Raw genomic sequence first — 25,131 nt, forward strand, 5'->3', positions numbered from 1 at the left:
ATGGTTACGGAGGCGAGTCATCGCAAGCGGGCGCTGCGCATGGAACTGCGCGAGCGCCGCCGCAATCTCACCTCCTCGGAGCGCGAGGCGGCGACAGAGGGACTGACCCGCAACCTCATCGACCTCGTCACCTCGCACCGCGCGAAGTCGATCGCGTGCTACCTCTCCGCCACCGACGAGCCGAGCACGAGGCCGTTCGTCGATTGGGCGAACCGCAACAATCTCCGGGTGCTGTTCCCGGTCTCCCGAGAGGACGGGCTGCTCGACTGGATCGTCAGCCGCGCCGAGGAGGAGACCGAGGGCTTGTTCGGCATGCCCGAGCCGATCGGCGAGGTTCTCGGGCCGATCGCGATCAATCAGGTCGACCTCATCATCGTGCCCGCGGCCGCCGTGGACGAGCGCGGCATGCGGATGGGCTGGGGCCGCGGCTACTTCGACAAGACGCTCGGGTCCATGGAGGCCTGCCCGCCGGTCTACGCTGTAGTGTTCGATTCCGAATTCGTGGACTCCGTGCCGCGCGAGGTGCACGACCAGCCCGTCAACGGGATCGTCACCCCCACTCGCATCCTCACCTTCTAGGACACCGTGCCCACCTATTCCTACCGCTGCACCGCGTGCGGCAACGCCTTCGACATCCAGCAGTCCATGAGCGACGCGTCGCTCACCGAGTGCCCCGTGTGCGGCGGCACGCTCCGCAAGGTCTTCTCGCCCATCGGCGTGACGTTCAACGGGTCGGGCTTCTACCGCACCGACTCCCGCTCCTCGGGCTCGAAGTCCGGGTCGGCGAAGTCGTCCGGGTCGTCCGGATCCTCGACGTCGTCCGGCGGCGACTCCTCGTCATCCTCGTCCTCGTCCTCGTCGACCTCCTCCGGCTCCGGCACGGGATCCTCGTCGTCGAGCAGCGGGTCCTCGGGATCGGGCGGATCGAGCAGCGGGTCCTCGGGATCGGGCGGATCCGGCTCCGGCTCCGGGAAGTAGGCGTGAAGGGCTTCAAGGAGTTCATCCTCCGGGGCAACGTCATCGACCTCGCCGTCGCCGTCGTCATCGGCACCGCCTTCACGGCCATCGTGAACTCGCTCGTCGCCAACATCTTCAACCCCGCGATCGGCGCCCTGTTCCAAGCCTCCAGCCTCGACGCCCTGTGGGTCGTGACGCTGCCGAGCATCAGCGGCGAGGATGCGGAGATCCGGTTCGGGGCCGTCATCGGCGCCGTGCTCCAGTTCCTCATCATCGCCGCGGTCGTGTACTTCGTGCTCGTGCTGCCGATCAACCACCTGAAGAAGAGCGCGTTCGCGCGGCAGAAGGCGGAGGACGAGGCGACGCCGGAGAACCTGCCGCCGACCGAGGCCGAGCTCCTCATCGAGATCCGCGACCTGCTCGCCGGCCGCCCCTCCCCCGAGGGAACCCAGAACCCGCGCGGCTGACCCGTCGCCGGCCGGCGGCCGCGGGTCCCGATGCCGCCTCGCCGGGCGGAGAGCGCCCGCGGCCGCGCGGCGCCGCATTCCCGTCGTTACTATTGCGCACTGTCGCCCGCCGTCCGGCGGGCAGACACGCACTCGACGATGAGGATCCGCGAATGCCCCAGGACACCACCACCGCATCCGACGACACGACGGGAACGGGCACCGCGGTCCGCGCCGTCATCAACCTCGACCTCGAGGGTCCGCGGATCAGCAGACACATCTACGGCCACTTCGCGGAGCACCTCGGCCGGTGCATCTACGACGGGTTCTACGTCGGCGAGGACAGCGACATTCCGAACGAGGGCGGCATCCGCCTGGACGTCGTGGAGGCACTGCGCGCCCTGAACATCCCGAACCTGCGCTGGCCCGGCGGCTGCTTCGCCGACGAGTACCACTGGATGGACGGCATCGGTCCCAAGGAGGATCGGCCGAGCATGGTCAACACCCACTGGGGCAACGTCGAGGAGAACAACCACTTCGGCACGCACGAGTTCATGGCGCTGTGCGAGCTGCTCGGCGCCGACCCGTACATCAGCGGCAACGTCGGCAGTGGCACCGTGCGCGAGATGAGCGAGTGGGTGGAGTACCTGACCCGCAACGGCGACAGCCCCATGGTGCGCCTGCGCAAGCAGAACGGCCGCGAGGAGCCGTGGAAGGTGCCGTTCTGGGGCATCGGCAACGAGGCGTGGGGCTGTGGCGGCAACATGAGCGCGCAGGCCTACACGGACGAGGCACGCCGTTACTCCACGTACTGCCGGAACCACGGCGACAACACGCTGTACCGCATCGCGGCCGGCGCCCGGGACGACGACTACTCCTGGACGAAGACGCTGATGGAGTCCATGAACTGCCTGGGCTGCCAGCGCGAGCCCACGAGCTACTTCCAGGCCGTGTCGTTCCACTACTACACGATCCCCGGCCCCTGGGAGGACAAGGGGAACGCGCTCGTCTTCACCGACGACGAGTACTACCTGACGATGCTCAACGCGCAGCGCGTCGACGAGATCATCGAGGGCCACTCCCGGGTCATGGACTGCTACGACCCGAAGAAGCGGGTCGGCCTCGTGCTGGACGAGTGGGGCACCTGGTGGAACGTCGAGCCGGGCACCAACCCGGGCTTCCTGTTCCAGCAGAACACGCTGCGCGACGCCCTCGTCGCGAGCCTGCACTTCGACATCTTCCACCGGCACGCCGAGCGACTCGTGATGGCCAACATCGCGCAGACCGTCAACGTGCTGCAGGCGATGCTGCTCACCGACGGCGAGAGCCTGGTCCTCACGCCCAGCTACCACGTGTTCGAGATGAACAAGGGACACCAGGACGCCGCCTCCCTCGACGTGCACCTGCTGGGCGTGACCGCACGCGAGGTGGAGGGCGAGGAACTCCGGACCCTGTCCGCCTCCGCGAGCGTGAAGGGGAGCACCGCGCTCGTCTCGGTCAGCAACCTCGACGCGGGGAGCGCTCGCGAGGTGTCGTTCGACCTGCGGGGCCGGTCCGTGACCGGCGTGCGAGGCCGCATCCTCACCGCGGACACGCTGCAGGATCACAACGCCCCGGAGCATCCGGAGTCCGTCGCGCCGCGCGACTTCGACGGCGCCGAGACCACGGACGACGGCCTCCGCGTGGCCCTGCCGCCGCACTCCTTCGTCACCCTGGAGCTCACCCTGGCCTAGGTGCTCCGCAGCACGGTCGCGCACGGGTCCCCCTACGGTCCCTGAGCTCGTCAAAGGGACGTTCCCCGTGCGGGCAGCGTCCCTTCGACAGGCTCAGGGACCGTGGAAGGCAGGCTCCAAGCCGCGCCCCGGAGTCGGATGCGGGCGGGCTAGCCCCAGTGCGGTGGGACGTCGCGGCGCAGGCGCTCGTCGTTCTCGCCGCTGCCGGATGCGGGCCGGTCGCCCCAGGCCTGGTCGGTGTCCTCGCTCGCGCGCACCGGCGCCGCCCCGGGCACCTCGCGCTGCGGCGTGGGATCGGATCCGGGCACCGGCTGGGTCCGCGCCCGCCGCGGGCAGCGCTTCTTCGGTCCGGCTTCGGATGGCGCGGCTCCGGATCGCTCGGCTCCGGACCGCTGCGGTTCCGGTCGGTCGCTCATCGGGGCGCCGCGATCACGGGTCGAACCCGCGCTCACTCCGCGTCGGGCCGGTACGGCGACGCGGTCGACTGCGCGTGCCGCGTGTCGTCCGTCACCGGGATGGGTCCGGTCGCCGCGTCGGGCTCGCTGACCCGTGCGGCATCCGCCTGAGCCTCCCCGGCGAACGCGTTCCCGGCATCGGCCTGCGCGCCTTCGTCCGTCACGACGTCCGCAGCGGCACCCGCCTCGCCGTCCGACTCCTCCGCGCCCGCGGTCTGCACCGGGATGGGCTCGGTGTGCGGCGCGGCGGCACCCACGGCGCCGAGCGCCCGGGCGATCTTCGCGGCGACGGCATCCGGGTCGGCGAACAGCTCGAAGCTGTGCACGCGCAGGTAGTGCCAGCCGAGCCGCTTGAGCATCTCGGGGCGCAGGCGCAGCGACTCGCGCAGGCTGAAGCGGTTGACGGTGCTGTCGGTCTCGATCGCGATGGCGCGGCCCTCGTACGACGCGACGAGCGCGAGCTTGCCGCGGTGTCCGAGCGACACGGTGAGGCCGAGCACCTCGAGGCGACGGGCGAGGTCCACGAGCATGGCGTCGCTGTCGTCGGGCAGGTGCTCCTCGACCGTGCGGGCCTTGGCCTCGCCGAGGATCTGCGCGAGCGCGACGATGCCGTGCCGCATCCGGTCCTCGTCGATGTCCTCCGGCTGGAAGCAGGAGACGACCACCATGGAGCGGCGGGCGCGGGTCATGCCGACCGCGAGGAGTCGCTCGCCGCCCGGCGCCGCGAGGGCGCCGAAGTTGGAGAGCACGCGGCCGTGCGGGGTGCGACCGTAGCCGACGGAGAAGATGACCCGGTCACGGCTCTGCGCGACGCACTGCTCGAGGGTCGCGACCATGAACGGCTCGGCACGCTCGCCGAGGAAGAACTCGGTGACGTCCGACCGCTTCGCCGCCGCCGCGAGCACGGCCTGCTGCACGCGCACCGCGTGCTTGGCGCTCGCGGTGATGACCATGAGGGACTCGCGCGGCCGCCACTTGGCGTGGTCCAGTACGAGCTGCACGACGCGCGTGACCTCGGCGTCGACGCTCTCGACGGCGCCGGTGTCCTCGTCCGCCATGCCGTGCCCGTTCTCGACGAAGTCGAGCGAGAGGCTGCTGTGACCGAGGAACGTGCCGGCCCAGGGCAGGGACTGGATGCGGCCGCCGTAGAAGCGTCGGTTCACCAGCTCGGCGAGGTCCTCGCCGCCGGCGCGGTAGCTGCGGGTGAGCGACAGGGTCGGCAACAGCTCGCCGAGTCGCGCGAGGGCGGAGTCGGCATGCAGCTCGTCGAGGGTGGTGTCGTTCTGGCGGGAGGCACTGTCGACCGGCGGCGCGGGCTCGGTCACGGCGATCGAGAAGGGCGTCGGCGTCTGGGTGACCGGATCGCCGAACACGACGGTCTGCTTCGCGCGGCGGATGGCGCCCAGGCTCTCGGCGAGCGTGATGGCGCCCGCATCCACCAGGAACAGCGCGTCGAACGGCATGGTGTCGGTGATGTCCGGCACCTCGTAGGGCGAGGCGAGCCACACCGGGGCGACCGAGCGGGACAGGTGCGGCGCGGACTCCTGCAGGGTGAACGCGTTCACGTCGTCGCCGCGTAGCAGCTGCTTGAGCGCGTGCGACTCCTCCTGCCAGTCGACGAGGCCCATCTTCCAGGCCTCCGCGAGCTGCCACGCGAGCAGCTGTGCGCTGCCAGCGGCGTGCGCCTCATCCACGAGGCGGAAGTCGGCTTCGAGCCGGTCGAGGATGTCGGTGTTCGCGTTGAGCAGGCGCTTGTCGCTGGCCAGCAGGTGCTCGAGCACCGACTGCCACCAGGCCAGCTCGAGCTCGGCACCGACGCTCTCGGCGGGCATGTGCCGCTGCGACAGGTCCGTGAGCAACGGGTCGAGGTCGAGGGAGCGCAGCTCCGCGAGCAGCGCCGTGCGCTCCTGCAGGTTGTTCAGGACCTCGGACTCGGCCGCGAGGCCCTCAACCTTGGACAGCAGGTCCGGGATCGAGAGCTCGGCGAGCGGCTCGCGCCTGGTCAGCTGGCTCAGCGGCTCGTCGAGCACGGCGAGGTCCTCCGCGACGCGCTGGTACGCGGCGTGCACGTCGCCGATGCCCGTCGGCACCTCGGGCGTGACGCCGCCCGGCGCGTAGCGGTGCCACGACTCGCGCTGGTGCTGCACGCGCACGAGCGCCTCGTGCATGTCGGCGATGTGCACGCCGGGGCGCACGTACTCCTTGGCGAGCTTGCGGAGCCGGCGGCGGTTCGCGCCGGACATCTCGGCCGAGTCCTTGCGTGATCCGGTCGCGATGATGAGCTCGGTGAGCGGCCGGTCGAAGACGACGGGCTGGAACTTGTCGAGCGTCTCGCGGAGGTCGAGCAGCAGCCGCAGGTACAGACCGAGCTCGGCTATCGACTCGAACATGCGCATGTGCGTCTTGGCGACGAGGTCGGTCGCGCGCTCGAGAAGGTTGGGCAGCTCGGTGTCGTGCAGGGTCTTCGCGAGCTGGTGCGCGCTCGACGCGGCGGCCGTGGTCGGGAAGCTCGCGCCATACCAGGGCGAGTCGTCCGGGCCGTAGCGGAACTGGCCGAGCGCGGCGGCGCGGACGAGGGTCTCGGCGGCGCCGGCGCGGTCGTCAGCGAGGGCCTCGATGGAGCGGCGGGTGAGGCGGGCGGTGGTCGACGGCGGGGCCGGAAGCAGGGCGAGGCGCGCGAGCTCGCTCAGCGCATCCAGCACCGAGACATGCAGCACCGGATCCTGACGGCTGAGCGCGTGGCGGTAGTCGAGCAGCACGTGGCGCAGGCGTACGAGCGCGTCGTCGACCTCGTTCATCGAGGGCTTGCGCGCCTTCTCGTTGCGCGAGATGGCGGCCACGACGTCGCGGCGCAGCGTGCGCGGCGACACGGCGAGGCCGGGCAGGTCGATGGCGGAGAGCCGCTGGGCGATGCCGGCGAGCGTCGAGTGCCGCGGGCTGACCACGAGCACGCGCTTGTGCTGCGAGACGAGGCAGCCGATCGCGTTCACGATGGTCTGCGTTCCGCCGGTGCCGGGCAGGGTCTTCACGACCAGCGAGTTGCCCGCGTTGATCTGCGCGATGACGTACTCCTGCTCGGAGTCGGCATCCAGCAGCAGGGTGTCGGTGACCGGTGGGCGGTCGTCCTGGGCGATGGGCTCCACGGGCGCATACGCCTCCCCCACGCCCCAGCGGGCGGTGGGGTTGCCGGCGATCGCGTCGATGACGAGGTGGTCGAGGTTCTGGGCGTCGCGCGCCATGGCGAGCCCGACCTCGGCGAAAGACGACACCACGAGGCGCGGGTGCACCGTGAAGTTCGGCAGGTGCGTCGTGAGGCCGCGCAGGCGGTCGATCACGGGCTGCGGCTTGAAGGATCCGTCGGACAGGGCGAGGGCGACGAACGACCGCGCGTCGAGGGTGATGCCGAACTGCTCGTGCAGCGCGCGGGCCAACGACGGGTTGAGGAAGGGCTGACCCTTGAGCTTGATCTCGAAGTCGCGGCCGTGGCGACGGATCGCCAGCGGGCGGAGCAGCACCGGTGCCCGGTAGCCGTTCTCCCCGTTGGTCCACTCGGCGAGGCCGATGGCGAGGTGGATCGACTCGATGCCGCGCGACGACAGCAGCTCGATGCCCTTCTGGGTGAGCTCGCCGGCCGCCACGCGCGCGGTGCGCAGTGCGATCTCGTCACGGATGAGGCTCGACAGCAGCGTCGTCTTGCCCGTGATGAACTGCGCGAGCCCGCCCGGATGCGTCGTGGACAGCTCGATGCGCGACCGCGGGGTGTCCGAGAAGTGGAGCAGCGGCGAGGGGCCGCCCACCTGAGCGAGCTGGGCCCGCCAGCGCTGCCACGAGGGCTCGGCGACGTTCGTCGCCTGGAAACGCGGGTCGCCCACGCTCAGCGCGTGGGGCGCGGTGTCGTTGTGCGAAGCGTTCGTCAACGGATCCTCTGCATGCTCATCGACGATGCCGGACAGCAGGTCCTCGTCGTCGGTTCGGTTATTGGCGCGCCACACGGCACCCAGACTAAGCGCCAACAGGGGCTCCGCTCCCCCACCACGCCCGGGTGTCACGGGATCGAAGTCCTCCATATGTACCCCACGACGTCCCCCGTGTTACTCCTGGTGCCGGTGTCACGAGTGCCAGCGTGCACCGGTGGGGCCGGTCCATCACGGTCCCTGAGCTCGTCGAAGGGACGCAACGGGTCAGCACGTCGACTGGATCACCTGGACGCGGCAGGCAGCTGCGGCCGGCCCTCGCCGACACCGTCACCCAAGGCCGGCGCCCAGACACGACTCCCCCGCGAGCCCGGGTATCATGGCCGGGTCAGCCTCTGTAGCTCAATGGAAGAGCAGTTCCGTCCTAAGGAAAGGGTTGGGGGTTCGAGTCCCTCCAGGGGCACCCCGTCTTCAGCACCAGCGCCTCGCAGGGGCACGCTCACTGGCAGCAGGGTCGCGCACGACACGCTGTTGCTCGTCCTCCCCACCGAGGTTCGGGACCCGGACTCGACTCCTAACGCGAGCTGGAGCGGACGGAGCGATCCGCGTCAGTGTCCCCCTCCGCTGCGACGTCCGAGGCGCTCGTGACCCGCACGTTCCCGCTTCCGGCGGCGGCGTGGGTCGTCGCGTCCACGTAGGACGGACCGGACACGTCGCTGTCGGTCGGCCCGTCGGCGTCGGCTTCCGACGCGCCCTCCACCGCCGCACCCTCAGCATCCGCACCCTGCACCGGGGCCGATGCGTAGGCGGCGGAGAGGCGGCGGTAGGGCGCCGACACGAACGCGAGCAGCACGACCACCAGCAGCACGGCGCTCGCGCCGAAGAAGGCAAGCGCGATCCCGCGGGCCTCGCCTGGGCCGAGGAGCCAGCCGAGCGAGTCGCGGCCGGCCCGGGTGTTCATGTACGGGATCAGCCAGAACTGCGCGAGCGGTCCGATGATGAAGGACGACACCGGGGCAGCCGCCGACTCCAGGCTTGCCGCGAAGCCGAAGACGCGGCCCTGCTTCTCGAAGGGCACGACCCGCTGCACGATGGTCTGCTCCGACGCCTCGGCGATCGGCATCAGGCACATGAACAGCAGGATGCCGAGCGCGTAGACCCACCACACCTCGCGGATCGCGAAGGTCATCCCCAGCAGCGCGACTCCGATGTTGATGAGGAGCATCGTGCGCACGGGGTTCTTGCCGAGCCCGAACCGGGCGACCAGCCCGCCACCGACGATGAAGCCGATGCTCGTGACGCCCAGGACGATGCCCCAGATCTCGACCGAGAAGAGGGTCAGGCCGTAGGGGTCCATGAGCGCCATGAACACGCCGCCCACGAGGTTGTTGAACGTCGAGAACAGGATGAGCGCGAGCAGCCCCGGCACCGCGACGACGGCCGGGATGACGCCCTTGAACCCGAAGCCCTTGGGGGCGGCGCCCTCCACGTGCACGACGCCCCGCTCGGGGATCGGCACGAAGAACAGGTGGACGAGGGCGAGCGCGGTCGCGACGATCGCGATGACGACGGTCCACCCCATCCCGAGCAGCCCGATGGAGAGGCCGGAGAACACGCTGGTGACCATGAAGGCGAGCCCCTGCACCGCGCCGACGAGACCGTTCGCCTTGTCGCGGCGGTCGCCGGGGACGAGCAGCATCACGGTCGTGGACAGCGCGATGTTCCGCATGTTCTCCACGACCCCGCCGACGAGGATCACACCGGCGAACACCCAGAACCAGGGTCCGCCCCAGTCCACGAGCACGGCCTCGGGGAACGACAGGTACAGCCCGCCGGCGAGGAGGTAGGTGACCAGCGTCACGGCGCTCGCGAGCACCATGACGGCCTTCTTCTTGTTGTGGTCGACGATGACCCCGAAGACCACACCGAGCGCGGCCACGAGCAGCATGTACGAGCCGCCGATGATCGCCGTGGCGAGCACGGACCGGGTCTCGAGATAGGCCCAGAAGGTCAGCGCCCACCACAGGTAGCTCGAGGTGACGTTGGCCACCGCGGTGTTGGCGAGCACCTGGTAGAAGGCGCGGACGGTCCGCGGCCCAGGCGTGTACTCGTCGGGGCCGTTGCCCCTGTCCGACGTGTTGTCCGACGTGGCGACCGGATGCGACATGCGTGCTCCTCCTGCGGAGACTCGTGATGGAGCTGCTTCGGCGGACGGCTGATGTGGACACTGTTCACATCACATGAGGGACACGCTACCGAAGCGAGCCCCGCGCCCGCAATGGGGAATAGTCGGCGATCGGGAGAACGGCCGCTCTCGTCCTTTGCGCCCCTCGCCGAGCGGCGCGCTCGCCCGGCCGCGCGCCTACCGCTGCGACTGGCCGCGCGCCTACCGCTCGTCGAGCTCCCGCGGCACGGTGATCGCGTCCACGAGGGCGCCGTTGCGCCAGACGGTGATCTCGATGGGCCTGTCTATGGCGTCGTCCACCATGAGCTGCTGGATTGCGGTGGCGGTCAGCACGCGCGTGTGACCGAGCTCGATCACGATGTCGCCGCGGTGCAGCCCGGCCTCCTCGGCGGGGCTGCCGGGCGCGACACCGGCGACCTGCAATCCCGTGGCCGAGCCCACCCGCGCGGCCGCCTCGGGCGCGAGCGGTACCTGCGCCCCGATGATCCCGAGCCAGGCCCGACGCACCCGGCCTTCGGCCATGAGCGCGGTGATGATCCTCCGCGTCGTCGCATTGATCGGCACCGCGAGTCCCACGCCGACGCCGGCCACCGCCGTGTTCACGCCGACCATCCGACCCGCGCTGTCCGCCAGGACTCCCCCGCTGTTGCCCGGGTTCAGCGCCGCGTCCGTCTGGATCACCTCGTCGATCACCCGGCCGGCCTGCGTCGGCAGGGAGCGCCCGACGGCGGACACGATGCCCGCCGTGACACTGCCCGCAAGGCCGAGGGGGTTGCCCAGCGCCACCACGACCTGACCCACGCGCAGCTGCGACGCGTCGCCGAGCTCGACCGGATGCGGGACCGCGTCCCGGGCGCGCAGAACCGCGAGGTCGGAGAGCGTGTCGCGCCCGACCACATCGACCCGCGTCGTCGTGCCGTCCGAGAACACCGCGTCGGCGGCATCCGCCCCGGCGACCACGTGGGCGCTGGTCAGGAGGAGGCCCTCCGCGTCGATGACGCTCGCACTACCGGCGCCCGATCCCCGCGGGCCGCGCACGGCGATGCTCGCCACACTGGGGAGCACGCGCTCCGCGACCGCCACCACCGTCCTCGAGTAGGCGTCGAGGAGTCCGTCGTTGTCCATCCCGGGCGGGCCGTTCATGGCACCAGAGCGTACGTCCGGCCGCGCCCCCGACGAGCGTCGTTCGCTTGCAGCACAGACGGGGGAACTCGACTTGAGGTCAGTGCACCAGACCGGTGATCAGCGCGCCCGCGAGGGCGATCGCACCCTGACCGAGGGTGAGCGCACCCGTGACGAGCGCGGCACCTCCCGCCAGCGACCAGAGCCGGCGGACCGACCGTGACTCGCGCTCGCCGCGGTGCAGCTCCTCCCAGTGCACCTTGACGGCCTGGGTCGGCGGGACCATCGATGCGCTGTACCGCTCGAGCGCGGCGCAGACGGAGTCGGCCTGGAACTCGGACAGCGACGCCGGCCGGCTGACCAGGATGCGCACCAGCTGCGAGGCCGGGGCAAGGTCGATGCCGTCCGGCAGGACCTTGGCGTCGACACCGCGCGCCCCCACGATCGCGACGCACGCGCGAACGGGTACCCCGACCACGCCGGCGTCGGCGAGGATGCGGGCGACGCCGCGCGCCTCGTGCTGAGCGGCGCGGACGTACTGCTGCCGCCGGCCGTTGACGCGCACGTTCATTCCCCGGGCCCACACGCGTCCACCGCGGTGGTGCTTCGCGTTGATCGTGAAGACGCCCTGCGGCCCGACGACCACGTGGTCGACGTCCGACATCCCCGTGCCGATGGGCAAGGAGTGGAACACGTGCCAGCCGAGCGGCAGCCGGCTCAGTTCATGGCCGACCTCCTGCTCACCGAGCACGCCCTGATACCAGGGCCAGTCCTCGGCGGAGAGCGGCGAGACGCCGAGCACGCGCTGGAGCGCGGTCCGCTCGGTGGTCGTGGTGTCGGCGAGCCGCTCCATGAGCAGCTGCGCGGGTATGCGGCGCGGAGCCACCTTCACCCGAGTCCGCGTCGCCACGCGCGCGAGTAGATCCTGACCTGTCGTGCCCTGCATATCCTGCTCCCCCTTGCCCTTCGGCACGATATGGCCGGCCGGGGATGCGGCGCTGCCCCCACTTTGGGGCGCTGCGGCGACCCGGGCGGCTGCGAGAGCGCGTCCCACCGAAGATTCGCTACCTGATCGACGCTGCCCATAGGCGACGGGAAAGTCGCTTTCCCTACTGCGTAGCAGTTTCCAGATTCGCCATCGTCGCACTGGCGAGCTCTGAGACGACCTGTGGATCGATGCCTCCAAGACCCACCTGAGCGATGGTAACCACGTTGTGACCCGACGCGACGACGGCGATGTCGGCGATGACGATGAGGAAGCTCACCGAGGCCTGCAACTTGAACGCGAGCGTGGAATCCGCATAGTTGGGCAGCGAAACAGGCAGGATTTGCACCGCCGAAGTGATGCCCTGGTCGTCAGTGATAGTGAAGTTGGCACAATCCTTCAGCTTCTCGGCGAACGCCTCTAGCTTGTCGGAGTCCACCTCGGACTCGTAGCTCTTCAGCTCTACTGTGGCTCCGTGCAGGTCGAACATCTCGTCGCCGGACTTCTTGAACTCGGCCTTCGAGGCGGCGACCGCCTCCTCGCCCTCAGGAACGAGAGCAACGTCACCGAAGTCGGTACTTGCTGAGAGGTCGCACTCGGCCGGGTTGTACGTGGAGGCCGCGTCGTCGTCCGCCGCCCCCGCGTCATCAATCGACCCCACCTCCCACCCCTCGGCAGTGATGGCTTCGACGGCGGGCAGGGCGGCGTCAGCCTGATCTTGCGTCAAGACGCCTCGCGACCCGCTGGCTGCAGGTTCGGCAGTGGCTGTAGGAGAAGCGACCGCTTCTTGATCACCGACCGTGACCGCCTCTTTTGCCGGCGACGAACATCCGGCAAGTAGCAGCGCCGCGACTCCCATGGTTGTTGCAGAAATACTCAAGCCTGATCGGCGCAATTTCATCGATCTCCCTCATCCCCGTGTTCCGCTCACTCTAAGCGGAGCGGACGTCCCCTGCTTCGGGAGGCGAGAGCGCCCTTCGGTTGCGACCGACGGTCTCGGACCGAAGCAGCACATGGGACTGCACTGCTCATATGAAAAAGCCTGTAGATACTCGTCGCGTCCCTGGGCGAGCCCAGGTCGCTCGAGTCGCGTAACAAGAACTGGCCCAGGTGCGCCGCGCAGGCACCGGCAGCAGCCCGCGGAGATAGTTGACCGATGTCCACTACCGGCGTATAGTTGACAGCAGTCAACCAAAAGCAGGAGATCGATGTCGCGCACCACCACCGCAAAGCACCGCAAGGAAAAGGAACCACGCCAGCCCGTCTCGCCCGACGGCAGCATGAGCCAGAGGCAGGTGCTCGAGTCCCTGTCGGGGCTGCTGCTCGGCATGTTCGTGTCGATCCTGGCCGGCACCGTCGTCGCCACGTCGCTGCCGATCATCATCTCGGACCTCAAGGGCGACCAGTCCGCCTACACCTGGGTCGTCACCGCGACGCTGCTCGCCACGACGGTCAGCACGCCGCTCTGGGGCAAGTTCGCCGACCTCTTCAACCGCAAGCTGCTCATCCAGCTCGCGCTCACGATCTTCGTCCTCGGGTCCGCGCTCGCCGGTTTCTCGCAGAACACCGACATGCTGATCGTGTTCCGCGTGCTGCAGGGCCTCGGCGCCGGCGGCCTCGCCTCGCTCAGCCAGATCATCATGGCCGACATCATCAGCCCGCGTGACCGCGGCAAGTACGCCGGCCTCTTCGGCGGCGTCATGGCCATCGGCACCGTCGGCGGCCCGCTGCTCGGCGGCCTCATCACCGACGGGTTCGGCTGGCGCTGGAACTTCTTCATCGCCCTGCCCGTGGCCGTGGTCGCCATCATCCTGCTGCAGCGCACGCTGCACCTGCCCAAGCACCCCAAGCGCACCGTGCACATCGACTACTTCGGTGCCGTGCTGATCGCCGCGGGCGTGTCCCTCCTGCTGATCTGGGTCTCCCTCGCCGGCAAGGACTTCGAGTGGGCGTCCCTCCCCTCGTACGTCATGGTCGGCGGCGCGGCTCTGCTCCTGATCGCCGCTGTGATCGTCGAGCTGAAGGCCCCCGAGCCGATCATCCCGCTGTCGATGTTCAAGAACCGCACCTTCACCCTCGCGGTCATCGCGAGCATCTCGGTCGGCGTCTCGATGTTCGGCACGTCGGTGTTCCTCGCGCAGTACATGCAGCTGGCCCGCGGCGCGACCCCAACCCAGTCGGGCCTGCTCACCATCCCCATGATGGCCGGCCTGCTCATCGCGTCGACGATCTTCGGTGGCATCATCAGCCGCCGGGGCACCTGGAAGGCCATCATGGTCTCCGGCTCCGTGCTCGTCGTCGCCGGCACGATCCTCCTCGGAACCCTGCAGTACGACACGAGCCTCGTGTTCGTGGGCGTCTTCATGTTCACCCTCGGCGCCGGGCTCGGCATGCTGATGCAGAACCTGGTGCTCGTTGTGCAGAACTCCATCGAGGTGAAGAACCTGGGCGTCGCCACGAGCGCGGTCACGTTCTTCCGCAGCCTCGGCGGCACCATCGGCGTGTCCGTACTGGGCTCCGTGCTCGGCACGCTCATCGCGGACCACCTCGCGACCGGCATCGTGAAGCTCAGCCCCGCTGAGCAGGCCCAGGCCGCACAGACGCTCGGCGACGGCACCATCCCGCACGTCGCCGACCTGCCGGACGCCATCCGCATCCTCGTCGAGAGCGCCTACGGCTCCGGCGTCGGCAGCGTGTTCTCCTACAGCGTGCCGCTGGCCGTCGTCACGCTCATCGCGGTCATCTTCCTGCCGAACGCCAAGCTCGGCACCAAGAACGCCGTGCAGTTGCGGGGAGCCCGCACCGGTGCCGTGGACGTCACGGCCGTCGATGATCAGCGCAAGCGTGAGCGGGAGGACGCCGGGGATGCCGCCATCACCGCGTCCACCGCCACCGCCGCCCTGAGCGCGGTCGGCCAGGCCCACCCGACGGGATCCGTACAGGTCATCGACACGGACACCGACGACAACGCGCGCTCGGCTCAGGCACGCCGATGACCGAGTCCACGACAGCCGCCGGCCGCACAGCCACCGCGGACGACGAGGCGGCCGAGGCCCTGCACGCGGTCGAGGAGCAGATGAGCGCCCTCGGGCGTCGCATCCGGGCCGTCACGCGCGACGCGGCGGTGAAGATCGACCCGGCGCTGCCGCCGTTCGGGCTCAAGGTGCTCCGGCACCTGTTCCGCAACGGTCCGGCGCACGCCAGCGCCGTGGCGGACCACCTCGACGTGGATCGCAGCGTCATCAGCCGCCAGGCGAAGCAACTCGAGGAGCTCGGCCTGCTCGAGTTCCGCACGGATGAGAATGACGGCCGGGCCCGCTTCCTCGCCCTCACGCCGCGCGCCACGGAGCGCATGGCTGAGGTGGGCTGGGGCGACAGGACTCCGCTCTTCCAGACCCTCGCGAGCTGGTCCACCGAGGACCTCCGCCAGTTCGCGCGGTACATCGAGCGACTGAACGAGCCCCTCGAGAGCTGACGACCTCGAGTGCGATGAGGCCCCGGATGCCGGCATCCGGGGCCTTCCTGCGTCCTCGGGAGCTAGTGCGACCAGCCACTCCGACAGGGTCGCGAGGGTTCTTCTCTCTGACCGCGCAGGACCGGACACCGGGGCGGCCCGTTGCAGCCGACCGCGTCAACGGGTGACGCTGACGGGCACACCGGCATAGCGTTGCTGCACGGGATCCACCCGCACAACGAAGAGCGGAGAACGAGCAATGACGCACGTCACGGACAACCGACCGGACAGCATCCCCGTACCCGAGGGCGCGGACAAGCAGACCCGCGAGATCATCGAGGGCATCTACGGTGACGGGATCATCGCCTGCAAGGGCGCGCTGCCCCGGCGCTGGGCCGAGGAGCTGGCGGAGGACATCGACGTCGCCTTCAAGGAGGCCCTGACCCGGAAGAACGGTGCCGTGGGCCGCGGGCCGAACCGGCACTACGTCGAGATCCACCCCGAACAGATCCGCGGCTTCGTGGAGCTCGTCGACCACCCCTGGGTGCGCGCGGTGTCCGAGGCGATCCTCGGGCCGGACTACCAGATCATCGAGCTCGGCTTCGACGTGCCCCTCGCCGGCGCCGTGAACCAGCCCTGGCACCGGGACTTCCCCATGCCGGAGGAGACTCGCGTGCACAAGCGGCTCAACTCCCTGGCCTTCAACGCGACGGCCGTGGACACCAAGGAGGACATGGGGCCCTTCGAGATCGCGCCCGGCACCCAGTGGGACCTGTCCGAGGAGTTCGACCACGGGATGTTCCCGCCCAAGTCGTGGTACCCCCGCTACGAGGAGCGCGCGGTGCGGAAGTTCCCGCAGATGGGCGACGTCTCCGCGCGGTCGGCCCTCACCATCCACCGCGGCACCCAGAACTTCTCGCAGACCGCCCGGCCCGTGCTCGTGCTCGGCGTCGACGCGCCCGGCGCGGGCAACGCCGAGCGTCACGACATGGCTGTCACCCACGGCTTCTGGGACTCGCTGCCCCAGCGCGTGCGGGATCACCTGGTCTGCCCCGTCGTGGACGAGCTGCAGCCGATCTACCAGAAGCACACCATCGAGGGCCTCATGATGGGCAACGCCTGACGCCGCGCCGTTCCGCTGACGGCGGAAGTCGCGAGCGCATCACCACGGTCTGCAGCGCGAAAGGGCCCGAACCGCGCCGCGGCTCGGGCCCTTCCTCGTGTGTCCCCTTAGTGCTCGGCTCCCGGTGAGGTCAGCGCCCGCCGGCGGCGGTCCCGCATCCGGCCGGATACCAGCGCCGCGGCTCCGGTGACCATCAGGGCGAGGGCGGCGAGACCGCTCGGCACCGCGTCCCCCGCACCGGTCGCCGCGAGCGCACCAGGCGCCTTCTCACTCTCGGGCGCAGCGTCGTCGGTGGGCAGAGTCACGGGCGTCTCCCCCGCGGGCACGGTCGGCAGGGACGGCGCGAGATCAACGTCCGGCTCCTCCGCGCCGGGATCCGCGCCCGGGTCTACGGGCGCAGGCGGCGTCGTGCCCGGGTCGGGCTCGGTCACCGGCGTCTCGGCTCCAGGGTCGGGCTCGCTCACGGGCGGCTCTTCCACCGGCGGCTCCTCGACCTCGCGCGGCAGCTCGGGCGTGCTGGCGGGGGCGACGCGGTGCAGCGTCGCCTGCTCGTAGTCGTATGCCATCGCCAGCAGCTCGGCGTCGTGGTTGCGCGGTGCCGCGAGCTCGAGGCCGATGGGCAGCCCCGACTCGGTGAAGCCCGCGGGCACGGACATCGTCGGGATGCCGGTGTTCGCGCCCAGGTCGCAGAACGCGGTGCCCGCGCCGTCGGGCGCCGCGGGGACCTCGGAAGTGGGCATCGCCATGGCGTCGAGGTCGTGCTCCTCGAAGAACGCGTCGATCGCCAGCTTGCCCGCGTCCTGCGCCGCCACGGCGGCGTCATAGGCCGTATTCGGAATGTCCTCGTTGCTCAGGAAGTAGTCGACCGTGTCCTGGGTCAGCGACGTCTTGCCGTCCGCGACGACATCCGAGAAGGTGAGCGCGTCGACGGGCGCGGTCAGCTCGGCGAGGCCCTCCGGCCACTCGGCCTCGGTCGCTGCGAAGAAGGCGTCGATGCTCGGACGGATGTCGATCCAGCCACCGCTCGCGAGCACGGTCTGCACGAACTCCCGGGTGAAGGGAACGTCCACGATCTCCGCGCCCTGAGCCTCGAGGTCCAGGACCGCCTGATCGATGATGGCCGTCGTCTCGGCTAGGCCGGGGTACCCAGGCTGCTCCTCGAAGTCCCAGTGGAAGTAGCCGATGCGCTTGCCTTCGAGGGCGGTGTCGCTCAGGCCCTCGACGTACTCGTCCGTGTTCTGGCCCACGGCGATCTCGGTGAGCGGGTCGGCGGGGTCGTAGCCCGCCAGCACCTCCATCAGGAGCGCGGCGTCGGTGACGGTCTTGGTCATCGGCCCGGAGACGTCCTGTCTGGCGGACAGCGGCACGATGCCGTTGACGCTCGTGAGGCCCATCGTCGGCCGGTAGCCGACGAGGCTGCCGTGCGCGCTGGGGCCGATGATCGACCCGCACGAGTCGGTGCCGAGCCCGGCCGGCCCGAAGCTCGCGGCAACCCCGGCGCCCGTGCCACCGCTCGATCCGCTCGCGCTCAGCGCCTGGTTGTACGGGTTGGCGGTGCGCCCCCGCTCCGAGCTGAGGGTGAACCGGCCGTGCCAGGCGAACTCCGACATGTTCGTCTTCGCCAGGATGATCGCCCCCGCGTCCCGGAGCCGCGCGACGGCCGTCGAGTCGGCGGCCGTCCGGTAGGTGTGCAAGGACGCGCTTCCCGCGGTGGTGGGCAGGTCGAACGTCGCGTAGTTGTCCTTCACGAGCACCGGCACGCCGTGCAGCGGACCGCGGATCTCGCCGTCGGCGCGCTCCGCGTCACGCTCCGCCGCGGTGGCAAGCGCCTCCGGATTCGTGAGGATCACCGCCGCGAGGCCCGGCTGGTCGCCGTACGGGTCGTCGTACGCCGCGATGCGGTCGAGGTACTCCTGCACGAGGGCGACGGAGGTCTGCTCCCCCGACTCAAGAAGGTCGAGCACGTCCGCGACGCCGAGGTCGACGACCGATGGGCGAGCAACTGAGGAGGGCGCGGCGAGCGCAGCGGGGGCGGTCACGGTGGCGGCGATGGCTATGCCGGAGCACAGGGCGAACGCAGCCGAGGCGCGGGTCGCACGGCGAAAGGCGCGTGCCGGTTCTGTCATGGAGTTCCTTCGGTGGGGGAAAGGGGTTCTCCGTGAGCATGGCCGCCGGCTGTTTCCGCGCCGTTACGCCATCGTTACGTTTCTCCGGGCGCCACCGCCCTACACCTCAAGCCGGCGCCTACGCGCCGGTGCGCTTCCGCTCAACGACGGTCCGGGACGCTCCGCTCATGAGGCGCTGCGGCCGCACGCTCCGCGCCGCGCGTCCGGGTGGATACGGGTACCGGTCAGACCCGGTTGCGCTTGGTGGTGATCGACCGGCGCACGAAGCCGATGGCGATCGTGCCGGCGATGAGGATGATCGCGATGATCGAGAGCCACACGAGGCCCTCCACGACGAAGCCGATCACGGCGAGGATCGCCCAGAGGACGAGGAGCACGATCAGCAGAACCACCATGCTGCGACCCTACGCCCCGACCACCACCCGTGAGGTGCACGATTCGGCTCCAATTCGCGCCGAGGAAGAGCCGATCCGTGCACCTCAGGGAAGACGAGGGAATGGGGAATGGGTGACGGACGTGCGGGGAGGGGCGAGGTGGATCCGTATGCCGCTCATCGGGTGGTCATAGGAATCGCATAGCGGCGACGGGCGGAATGGGGGAACCGCTACATCCCGGAGGTTCCCCCCATGGCGCAATTCGCCTTCATCCTGCTCGACCTCGCACTGATCTCGGTGCTGACGTTCGGGCTCTATTTCCCCCGGCACCGCAACCGCGACCTGGTCGTGGCCTACCTGTGCGTGAACGTCGGCGTGCTCGCCGTCGCGGAGGTGCTCGCCTCCAGCGTTGTCGGGGTCGGACTCGGCCTCGGCCTGTTCGGCGTGCTGTCGATCATCCGCCTGCGCTCGTCCGAGATCGCGCAGCACGAGGTCGCGTACTACTTCGCGGCCCTCGCGCTCGGCTTGATCGCGGGGCTCAGCTCAACGCTCGCCCCCCTGCCCATCGCCCTGATGCTGCTCCTCGTGGTCGTGATGTACCTCGGCGACTCCCCGCGGCTCCTGCGCCGCTACCGTCAGCAGATCATCACCCTCGACCGGGCGATCGCGGACGAGGGTGAGCTGCACGACCGCCTCGAGCGGACGCTGGGTGCCCGCGTGCGGGTGGCGATCGTCCAGCAGCTCGACCTGGTGAACGACACGACCCTTGTCGACGTGCGATACCAGGTGCCGCAGCACCCCCGTTCCCGCTCGGCAACCGGGTCGGCCGCTCCGGACGCGGCGCTCTCCGAGGCCGGCTCCCCCGCCGCCCTGCGCGCGGACGGGCTGTACAGCGAGGCGCGGTCGTGACCGCCCTCGACCGGCTGCGAACCATCGGGCTTCAGGAGCTCGTGGAGCAGGCCGCGATGCAGACGAGGGTCGACCGCAAGTACGTGCTCCCCCGCGACGACCTCGGCGAGGTGCTGCAGGCCCTCGACCCGGCCACCCGCGTCCTCGACGAGGGCGGCCGGCGTGGGTTCGCCTACGAGTCCGTGTACTTCGACACCCCGGACCTCGCCAGCTACCTCTCGGCCGCGCGCAAGCGGCGGCGCCGGTTCAAGATCCGCACCCGCGCCTACCTCGACTCCGCCGAGGCGTACCTCGAGGTGAAGACCCGCGGCGGACGGAGCCTCACCGTGAAGGACCGCATCGCGTACGGCATCGACGACCGGGCCGTGCTCACGGCGGAGGGCCGCGAGCACGTCGACCTCGTGCTCGCGGACGCCGGCATCGGCTCCGTCGGCCCGGGCGACCTGCGCCCCACCCTCGTCACCCGCTACGCGCGCACGACGCTTCTGCTGCCGGATGCCGTCGGCCGGGCGACCGTGGACGAGGACCTCGAATGGGCGTCTCCGGATGGACGGCGCGTCCGGCTGCCCGAGCTCGCGATCGTCGAGACCAAGTCCGGTTCGTCGCCCTCGACGGTCGACCGGCTGTTCTGGTCGCGGGGACACCGCCCCTGCGGCATCTCGAAGTACGGCGTCGGGATGGCAGCCCTCGATCCCGGGCTGCCCGCGAACAAGTGGAGCCGCATCCTGCGGCGCCACTTCGCCGGCCCGGCCCTTCTCGGCGGTGGACCCCCAGAATCTTCGCCCGGCAGCCGGCCGGCGCCCGGTCTCCCCGCCCCCGCTCTTCCGACCCACCACACCCCTCACCCGGCCACCTGGTCGGCACACACCCGTTAGGACACCTCGTGCGACACCCGAGATACTCCCTGTTCCTCCCCGTTCTGCTCACCGGCGGCCTGCTCGCGGGCTGCACCGCCGTGGCAACCGGGACCACCGGCACGTCCTCCACGTCGTCCGAGACCACCTCGTACGACGTCCCGGCGGACACGACCGCGGCCGATGTGCTCGCGGCGAACGACGCCGACCACGACGACGCATCCGACTACGAGTGGGACCCCGCGGACGTCGTGGCGGTGACACTCGAGGGCGACGGCGCGACCACCGCAGGCACCGGTGTGGCCAGCGACGGCGGCACGGTCACCATCACCGCCGCGGGCACATACGAGCTCAGCGGCTCGCTCGACGGCCAGGTCGTCGTCGACTCCTCCGACGAGGGATCCGTGCGGCTGATCCTGAACGGCGTCGACATCTCGAGCGACTCCACTTCGGCCATCGCGGTCACGGCGGCGGACGACGCCATGGTCGTGCTCGCCGACGGCTCGGAGAACACCCTGAGCGACGCCGCAGCGTACACGGAGGACAGCGAGGTGAACGCGGCGCTGTTCAGCGAGGCCGACCTCACGATCACCGGCGACGGCTCGCTCGACGTGACGGGCACCGGCAACGACGGCATCACGAGCGAGGACGGCCTCGTGATCGACTCCGGCACGATCTCCGTGACGGCAGCGGACGACGGCATCCGCGGCAAGGACTACCTGGTGGTCAACGGCGGCAGCGTGACCGTCGACTCGGGGGGCGACGCGCTGAAGTCCGACGACGAGGAGGACGAGACTCGGGGCTACGTGTCCGTGACCGCGGGGTCGCTCCGGCTCACCTCGGGCGGCGATGGCATCGATGCGGCCACGGACGTCGTCGTCACCGGCGGCAGCCTCGACGTCACGGCCGGGAACGGCAGCGGCAGCGAGCCCGCCGCCGACGCGTCCACGAAGGGCATCAAGGGGGCCGTATACGTCGTGCTCGCCGGCGGGGACGTCACGGTGGACGCGTCGGACGACGCCCTGCACTCCAACGGTGCGATCGGTCTGAGCGGCGCCACCATCAGTGTCGCCTCCGGGGACGACGGCGTGCACGCCGACAGCCAGCTGGCTGTCACGGGTGGCTCGGTCACGGTCACCGGTTCCTACGAGGGCCTGGAGAGCGCCACCATCGGGATCTCCGGCGGTGACGTCGCCGTGACCGCGAGCGACGACGGCATCAACGTGGGCGGAGGCGACGGCTCCGCCGAGCAGGGCCCGGGCGCGGCGATGGACCAGATGTCGGACACGGGCGACTACGCGCTCACGATCTCCGGCGGCACCGTCGCGGTGGACGCCGACGGGGACGGTCTCGACTCCAACGGCACGGCGACGATCTCCGGCGGCACGACGGTGGTGAGCGGCCCCACCATGAACGGCAACGGGGCACTCGACGTGAACGGCACCCTGACCGTGTCCTCGGGCACGCTGCTCGCGGCGGGAAGCTCCGGCATGGTGGTGACGCCGAGCGCGGACTCGCCCCAGTCCTCCGTCGCCGTCTCGTTCGACGCGACCCAGCCGGCGGGCACGGTGGTTCAGCTCCTGAACGCCGAGGGCGAGACCCTCGAGACGTTCGAGTCGTCGAAGGACTTCGCGTCCGTCATCTTCTCGTCGACGGACGTCGTGGCGGGTGAGGAGTACGAGGTCTATGTCGGCGGCACCGCGACGGGTGATTCGGTCGGCGGGTACTCCGCGGGAGGCGACTCGAGCGGCGCGACCCTCTCCTCCACTGTCACTGCCGGCGACTACAGCGCCGTCAGCAGCGGGATGGGTGGCGGCCCCGGTGGCGGCGGCCGCCCCGGTCGCCCGAGCGACGGCTCCTGAACGAGCCGGTTCGTCGGCTGCCGGTCAGCGCGCGTGGGCGAGCAGCGGTCCGTCACCGGCCCTGAGGAGGAGCGCCGGCCGGCTCTCGGAAATCCGGTTCGTTATATAGGAGATCCGGTCCGTTAAATAGGAGTGCCGCGGGCCCCCCGGCCCGCGGCATTCTCCGTGGTCGCATACCCCCCGGTAGCGACCGTTCCCCCCTTGCGTGCGAGCCCCCCGGCTCCCACATCTAGAAATCTAGGCGCTACTGGGAATTCACCACAGTCCCCCTTAGGGGGTTCCCCGTTGGGGGGTTCCCCCTACGGGGGTCAGCGGTTGTGCTCGGTCAGCCAGGCGTAGGGGTCCACCTTCACGCCCGCGACGATCACCTCGAAGTGCAGGTGCGCGCCGGTCGAGGAGCCGGTGTTGCCGACGCGGCCCACGCGGTCGCCCTGCTTCACGTAGTCACCCACCGCGAAGACCGGCGAGTTCACCAGCATGTGCGCGTACAGCGACTGCACCTTCCTGCCGTCGATCGTGTGGTCGATCACGACGTAGGTGCCGAAGCCGCTCGTCGCGGAGCTGCGCACGACCGCGCTGACCCGGCCGTCGGCGATGGCGGCGATGTCCGATCCGCTGCCCGGCGTGAAGTCGAGCCCGTTGTGGATCGGCTGGCAGACCGAGCAGACGTAGGGGCGCGGGCCGAAGCGGTCAGTGAGCGGAACGCCCTTGAGGAACGGCCACTGCACCGCGGCGTACGGGTTGTTGGTGAAGGTGCTCGCCAGGCGGCTGTAGGTCGCGACGTTCGCCTTGGGGAACACGGGCGCGGCCACCGTCACGGTCGAGCAGGAGAGCTTGACGTTGCTGCCGTCGCCCTTGTTGATGGCGTAGACGCACACGTCGTGCTCGCCCGGGCTGGTCACGACGTCGATCGTGAAGCCGTGCGCCGCCCCGTACTTGGGGTAGACCGCGGCCACGTCGGGACGCAGACGGTCGGCCTTCGCGGTCTGCGCGTACTTCCCGTCGACGTAGACGTCGACCAGGATCGCGCTCGCGGCGTTGGGGTCGAGGGCCCAGCCGCGCACGGACAGCGTGCCGACCTGGCCGATGAACTGCTCCACCGCGCCGACCGGGCTTCCGCCGGACAGGCTCGTCGCCCGGATGGGCTGGGTCACCGTGGGCTCGGGCTTCCCGGCGCCCAGCCACTCGGCGTAGCTGATGGGACGGTCGAGGGTGAGTCCGGTGTACCAGATGGTGGGGTCGTCGGCGGTCTTGTGGAAGTGCCCGCCCGGTGCGGCCGAGAGGACCTCGGGGCGCGGGTAGGCCTCCGCCGCCCACTCCGTGCCGCTGACCGCGTATCCCGCGCCACCGGCGATGTCGGTGTACCGGACGATCTCCGGGGCCCAGGAGAGCTTGCGGAAGCCCTCGTTCTTGCGCTGCTCGAAGGCACGGTAACCGGAGTCCGCCCACTCCTTGTTGGTCAGGGCGTGGTTGATGCCGTCGGGCCCCTCGACGAGCACGTCCTTCGACGTTCCCCACTGGTAGAAGTAGCTGCCCTTGATCCAGCCGGCCGCGCGGGCGGTCGGCGATCCGGCGGTGCGCCACTGGTCGAACGTCAGCGCCTCCCACTGCCAGGCACTCTCGCCGCCGGGCCAGAAGGTGACGGCGTAGAGGGTCGGCGACCAGGGGTACCGCACGTAGTCGGTCGCGGTGCTGCTCGGAGTCTTGCTGCCGTACACGGTGGACCAGCGCTTGTAGCTGAGCGGCGTCGGCGTCGTGCCGTTCACCAGCTCGTAGATGGTGGACGAGTAGTCGTTCTTGTAGATGCCCCAGGTCTTGGCGGTAGCGGTGGCCTGCACGTCGGCGATTCCGCTTCCGTCGGCCGGAGCGGGCGCCGCGGGCGTCGGGGTGGGCGTGGCTGCCGGTGCCTTCACCACGGCGGGCGCGGGCGTAGTGGTCGGTGCCGCGGTGGGGGCCGGAGTGGTCACCGGCGCCGCGGTTGGCGTGGGCTTCGGCGTCGGTGCCGCCGTGGCGGCCGGCTTGGGCGCGACGGGCGTCGCGCTGGGCGTCGGCGTGGCGGTGGCGACGGGCGCGCCGGTCACCGAACGACCCGCGGGCGAGGTCGTCGCCGACGACGTCGCCCCGTCCGTGCTGACGGTGCTCACCGGGTCCGCTCCCGGCACCGGGGCGCCGGTCGCAGCCTGCGCTGCGGTCGGGAACAGGAGGCATCCGCTCATCACTGCTGCTGTCATGAGAGCGGCGCCGCGTCCGTTCCGGCGGAACGCGGACTGCTTGTTGGACTTCTGCACTGGTTATTCTTCCCTCGTTCGGTGAGCGAGGGAGCGCGGGCGACCGCGCGCCTCAGCGCGGGCACACCCGTATCCCCCGGCCCATCTCGTGATCCCCCGACGGCTGTCGAGCACCGTCCCCACGGGCCCGATCAGCGACCCCGTACGCCGGTCAGGAGACCGGCCGGATCACTGTCGCCATCCTCACCAGCGGCGGCGTCCGCCGCGGTGTCCTCGTCCATTCTGGGGGTCGCGGACCATCGAGTCTTGCCCCCAATATGGGGCGGCGTCCGGCGTGGCGCCGCGGCACAGCGGCGGATCGCGCCATCCGCACGAAGGCGAAAGTGCGGATGAGAGGGAGAAAG

At 70.3% G+C, this 25,131-nt stretch carries 19 protein-coding genes and 1 tRNA gene; 11 read left to right on the forward strand and 9 right to left on the reverse strand.

The features are described 5' to 3' along the window. The 4 genes from DAI20_RS00780 (at nt 1) to DAI20_RS00795 (ending at nt 3,136) form a co-directional block, all read left to right on the forward strand. Nucleotides 1-579: a 5-formyltetrahydrofolate cyclo-ligase gene (locus DAI20_RS00780; RefSeq protein ID WP_108248689.1), complete on the forward strand. Its 579-nt coding sequence runs from the start codon at nt 1-3 to the stop codon at nt 577-579. Nucleotides 580-585: 6 nt separating this feature from the next. Next, a complete protein-coding gene (locus DAI20_RS00785) occupies nt 586-978 on the forward strand; it encodes an FmdB family zinc ribbon protein (protein WP_108248690.1) in 393 nt (130 codons plus the stop codon). A gap of 2 nt (nt 979-980) precedes the next feature. Beyond that, nucleotides 981-1,424 (forward strand): large conductance mechanosensitive channel protein MscL, encoded by a 444-nt coding sequence (mscL, locus tag DAI20_RS00790; protein WP_108248691.1) that lies wholly within the window; start codon nt 981-983, stop codon nt 1,422-1,424. Nucleotides 1,425-1,576: 152 nt separating this feature from the next. Further along, nucleotides 1,577-3,136: an alpha-N-arabinofuranosidase gene (locus tag DAI20_RS00795; protein WP_108248692.1), complete on the forward strand. Its 1,560-nt coding sequence runs from the start codon at nt 1,577-1,579 to the stop codon at nt 3,134-3,136. 149 nt (nt 3,137-3,285) lie between these two features. On the opposite strand, the gene DAI20_RS18355 is transcribed toward DAI20_RS00795, so the two are convergent. Then, the gene (locus DAI20_RS18355; protein WP_159084861.1) at nt 3,286-3,444 is read right to left on the reverse strand and encodes a hypothetical protein; all 159 of its coding nucleotides are present in this window, start codon (nt 3,442-3,444) and stop codon (nt 3,286-3,288) included. Between the two features lie 140 nt (nt 3,445-3,584). Further along, nucleotides 3,585-7,583, reverse strand: coding sequence for a DUF4011 domain-containing protein (locus DAI20_RS00800; protein WP_168927662.1), 3,999 nt, complete (start codon nt 7,581-7,583; stop codon nt 3,585-3,587). A 313-nt stretch (nt 7,584-7,896) separates the two neighbouring features. Here DAI20_RS00800 and DAI20_RS00805 point away from each other — a divergent pair. After that, nucleotides 7,897-7,968, forward strand: a tRNA-Arg gene (locus tag DAI20_RS00805). Nucleotides 7,969-8,079: 111 nt separating this feature from the next. On the opposite strand, the gene DAI20_RS00810 is transcribed toward DAI20_RS00805, so the two are convergent. The 4 genes from DAI20_RS00810 to DAI20_RS00825 all read right to left on the reverse strand — a co-directional run bounded on the left by DAI20_RS00810 (nt 8,080) and on the right by DAI20_RS00825 (nt 12,698). Then, nucleotides 8,080-9,672 carry an MFS transporter gene (locus DAI20_RS00810; RefSeq protein WP_108248693.1) on the reverse strand — a complete coding sequence of 531 codons (1,593 nt, stop codon included), beginning with the start codon at nt 9,670-9,672 and terminating at the stop codon, nt 8,080-8,082. 219 nt (nt 9,673-9,891) lie between these two features. Continuing rightward, nucleotides 9,892-10,833, reverse strand: coding sequence for a S1C family serine protease (locus DAI20_RS00815; RefSeq protein ID WP_240605806.1), 942 nt, complete (start codon nt 10,831-10,833; stop codon nt 9,892-9,894). A gap of 79 nt (nt 10,834-10,912) precedes the next feature. Next, nucleotides 10,913-11,722 carry a nuclease-related domain-containing protein gene (locus DAI20_RS00820; protein WP_159084863.1) on the reverse strand — a complete coding sequence of 270 codons (810 nt, stop codon included), beginning with the start codon at nt 11,720-11,722 and terminating at the stop codon, nt 10,913-10,915. Nucleotides 11,723-11,921: 199 nt separating this feature from the next. Continuing rightward, nucleotides 11,922-12,698: a hypothetical protein gene (locus DAI20_RS00825; protein WP_159084864.1), complete on the reverse strand. Its 777-nt coding sequence runs from the start codon at nt 12,696-12,698 to the stop codon at nt 11,922-11,924. Nucleotides 12,699-13,005: 307 nt separating this feature from the next. On the opposite strand from DAI20_RS00825, the gene DAI20_RS00830 reads away from it, so the two are divergent. The 3 genes from DAI20_RS00830 (at nt 13,006) to DAI20_RS00840 (ending at nt 16,374) form a co-directional block, all read left to right on the forward strand. Further along, nucleotides 13,006-14,793, forward strand: a complete 1,788-nt coding sequence (locus DAI20_RS00830) for an MDR family MFS transporter (protein ID WP_108248697.1) — start codon at nt 13,006-13,008, stop codon at nt 14,791-14,793. Beyond that, on the forward strand, nt 14,790-15,272 hold the full coding sequence (locus tag DAI20_RS00835; RefSeq protein WP_108248698.1) for a MarR family winged helix-turn-helix transcriptional regulator: 483 nt from the start codon (nt 14,790-14,792) through the stop codon (nt 15,270-15,272). The genes DAI20_RS00830 and DAI20_RS00835 overlap by 4 nt, the downstream gene beginning before the upstream one ends. Nucleotides 15,273-15,510: 238 nt before the next feature. After that, the gene (locus DAI20_RS00840) at nt 15,511-16,374 is read left to right on the forward strand and encodes a phytanoyl-CoA dioxygenase family protein (RefSeq protein WP_108248699.1); all 864 of its coding nucleotides are present in this window, start codon (nt 15,511-15,513) and stop codon (nt 16,372-16,374) included. 107 nt (nt 16,375-16,481) lie between these two features. On the opposite strand, the gene DAI20_RS00845 is transcribed toward DAI20_RS00840, so the two are convergent. After that, nucleotides 16,482-18,500, reverse strand: coding sequence for an amidase family protein (locus DAI20_RS00845; protein ID WP_108248700.1), 2,019 nt, complete (start codon nt 18,498-18,500; stop codon nt 16,482-16,484). 224 nt (nt 18,501-18,724) lie between these two features. Then, nucleotides 18,725-18,895 carry a hypothetical protein gene (locus DAI20_RS18360; protein ID WP_159084865.1) on the reverse strand — a complete coding sequence of 57 codons (171 nt, stop codon included), beginning with the start codon at nt 18,893-18,895 and terminating at the stop codon, nt 18,725-18,727. Between the two features lie 231 nt (nt 18,896-19,126). Here DAI20_RS18360 and DAI20_RS00850 point away from each other — a divergent pair, with 231 nt between their 5' ends. From DAI20_RS00850 to DAI20_RS00860, 3 genes are read left to right on the forward strand one after another with little or no spacing between them, the layout of a single operon-like run. Further along, nucleotides 19,127-19,783, forward strand: a complete 657-nt coding sequence (locus DAI20_RS00850) for a DUF4956 domain-containing protein (protein WP_108248701.1) — start codon at nt 19,127-19,129, stop codon at nt 19,781-19,783. Beyond that, complete coding sequence (locus tag DAI20_RS00855; protein ID WP_240605807.1) at nt 19,780-20,658, forward strand: polyphosphate polymerase domain-containing protein; 879 nt, start codon at nt 19,780-19,782, stop codon at nt 20,656-20,658. The genes DAI20_RS00850 and DAI20_RS00855 overlap by 4 nt, the downstream gene beginning before the upstream one ends. 8 nt (nt 20,659-20,666) lie before the next feature. Continuing rightward, nucleotides 20,667-22,499 carry a carbohydrate-binding domain-containing protein gene (locus tag DAI20_RS00860; RefSeq protein ID WP_108248702.1) on the forward strand — a complete coding sequence of 611 codons (1,833 nt, stop codon included), beginning with the start codon at nt 20,667-20,669 and terminating at the stop codon, nt 22,497-22,499. 308 nt (nt 22,500-22,807) lie between these two features. Here DAI20_RS00860 and DAI20_RS00865 read toward each other — a convergent pair whose 3' ends face one another. Continuing rightward, the gene (locus tag DAI20_RS00865; RefSeq protein WP_159084866.1) at nt 22,808-24,787 is read right to left on the reverse strand and encodes a M23 family metallopeptidase; all 1,980 of its coding nucleotides are present in this window, start codon (nt 24,785-24,787) and stop codon (nt 22,808-22,810) included. Between the last annotated feature and the right edge of the window lie 344 nt (nt 24,788-25,131).

Origin of the sequence: Planctomonas deserti, assembly GCF_003067705.1 — a bacterium.
Taxonomy (GTDB): Bacteria; Actinomycetota; Actinomycetes; order Actinomycetales; family Microbacteriaceae; genus Planctomonas; species Planctomonas deserti.

Excerpts from the sequence above, each read along its gene's own strand:
- DAI20_RS18360 (WP_159084865.1), bottom strand. The coding sequence starts at position 18,895 with ATGGTGGTTCTGCTGATCGTGCTCCTCGTCCTCTGGGCGATCCTCGCC.
- DAI20_RS00835 (WP_108248698.1), top strand. The coding sequence starts at position 14,790 with ATGACCGAGTCCACGACAGCCGCCGGCCGCACAGCCACCGCGGACGAC.
- DAI20_RS00815 (WP_240605806.1), bottom strand. The coding sequence starts at position 10,833 with ATGAACGGCCCGCCCGGGATGGACAACGACGGACTCCTCGACGCCTAC.
- DAI20_RS00850 (WP_108248701.1), top strand. The coding sequence starts at position 19,127 with ATGGCGCAATTCGCCTTCATCCTGCTCGACCTCGCACTGATCTCGGTG.
- DAI20_RS00810 (WP_108248693.1), bottom strand. The coding sequence starts at position 9,672 with ATGTCGCATCCGGTCGCCACGTCGGACAACACGTCGGACAGGGGCAAC.
- DAI20_RS00830 (WP_108248697.1), top strand. The coding sequence starts at position 13,006 with ATGTCGCGCACCACCACCGCAAAGCACCGCAAGGAAAAGGAACCACGC.
- DAI20_RS00825 (WP_159084864.1), bottom strand. The coding sequence starts at position 12,698 with ATGAAATTGCGCCGATCAGGCTTGAGTATTTCTGCAACAACCATGGGA.
- DAI20_RS00840 (WP_108248699.1), top strand. The coding sequence starts at position 15,511 with ATGACGCACGTCACGGACAACCGACCGGACAGCATCCCCGTACCCGAG.
- DAI20_RS00780 (WP_108248689.1), top strand. The coding sequence starts at position 1 with ATGGTTACGGAGGCGAGTCATCGCAAGCGGGCGCTGCGCATGGAACTG.
- DAI20_RS00845 (WP_108248700.1), bottom strand. The coding sequence starts at position 18,500 with ATGACAGAACCGGCACGCGCCTTTCGCCGTGCGACCCGCGCCTCGGCT.
- DAI20_RS00795 (WP_108248692.1), top strand. The coding sequence starts at position 1,577 with ATGCCCCAGGACACCACCACCGCATCCGACGACACGACGGGAACGGGC.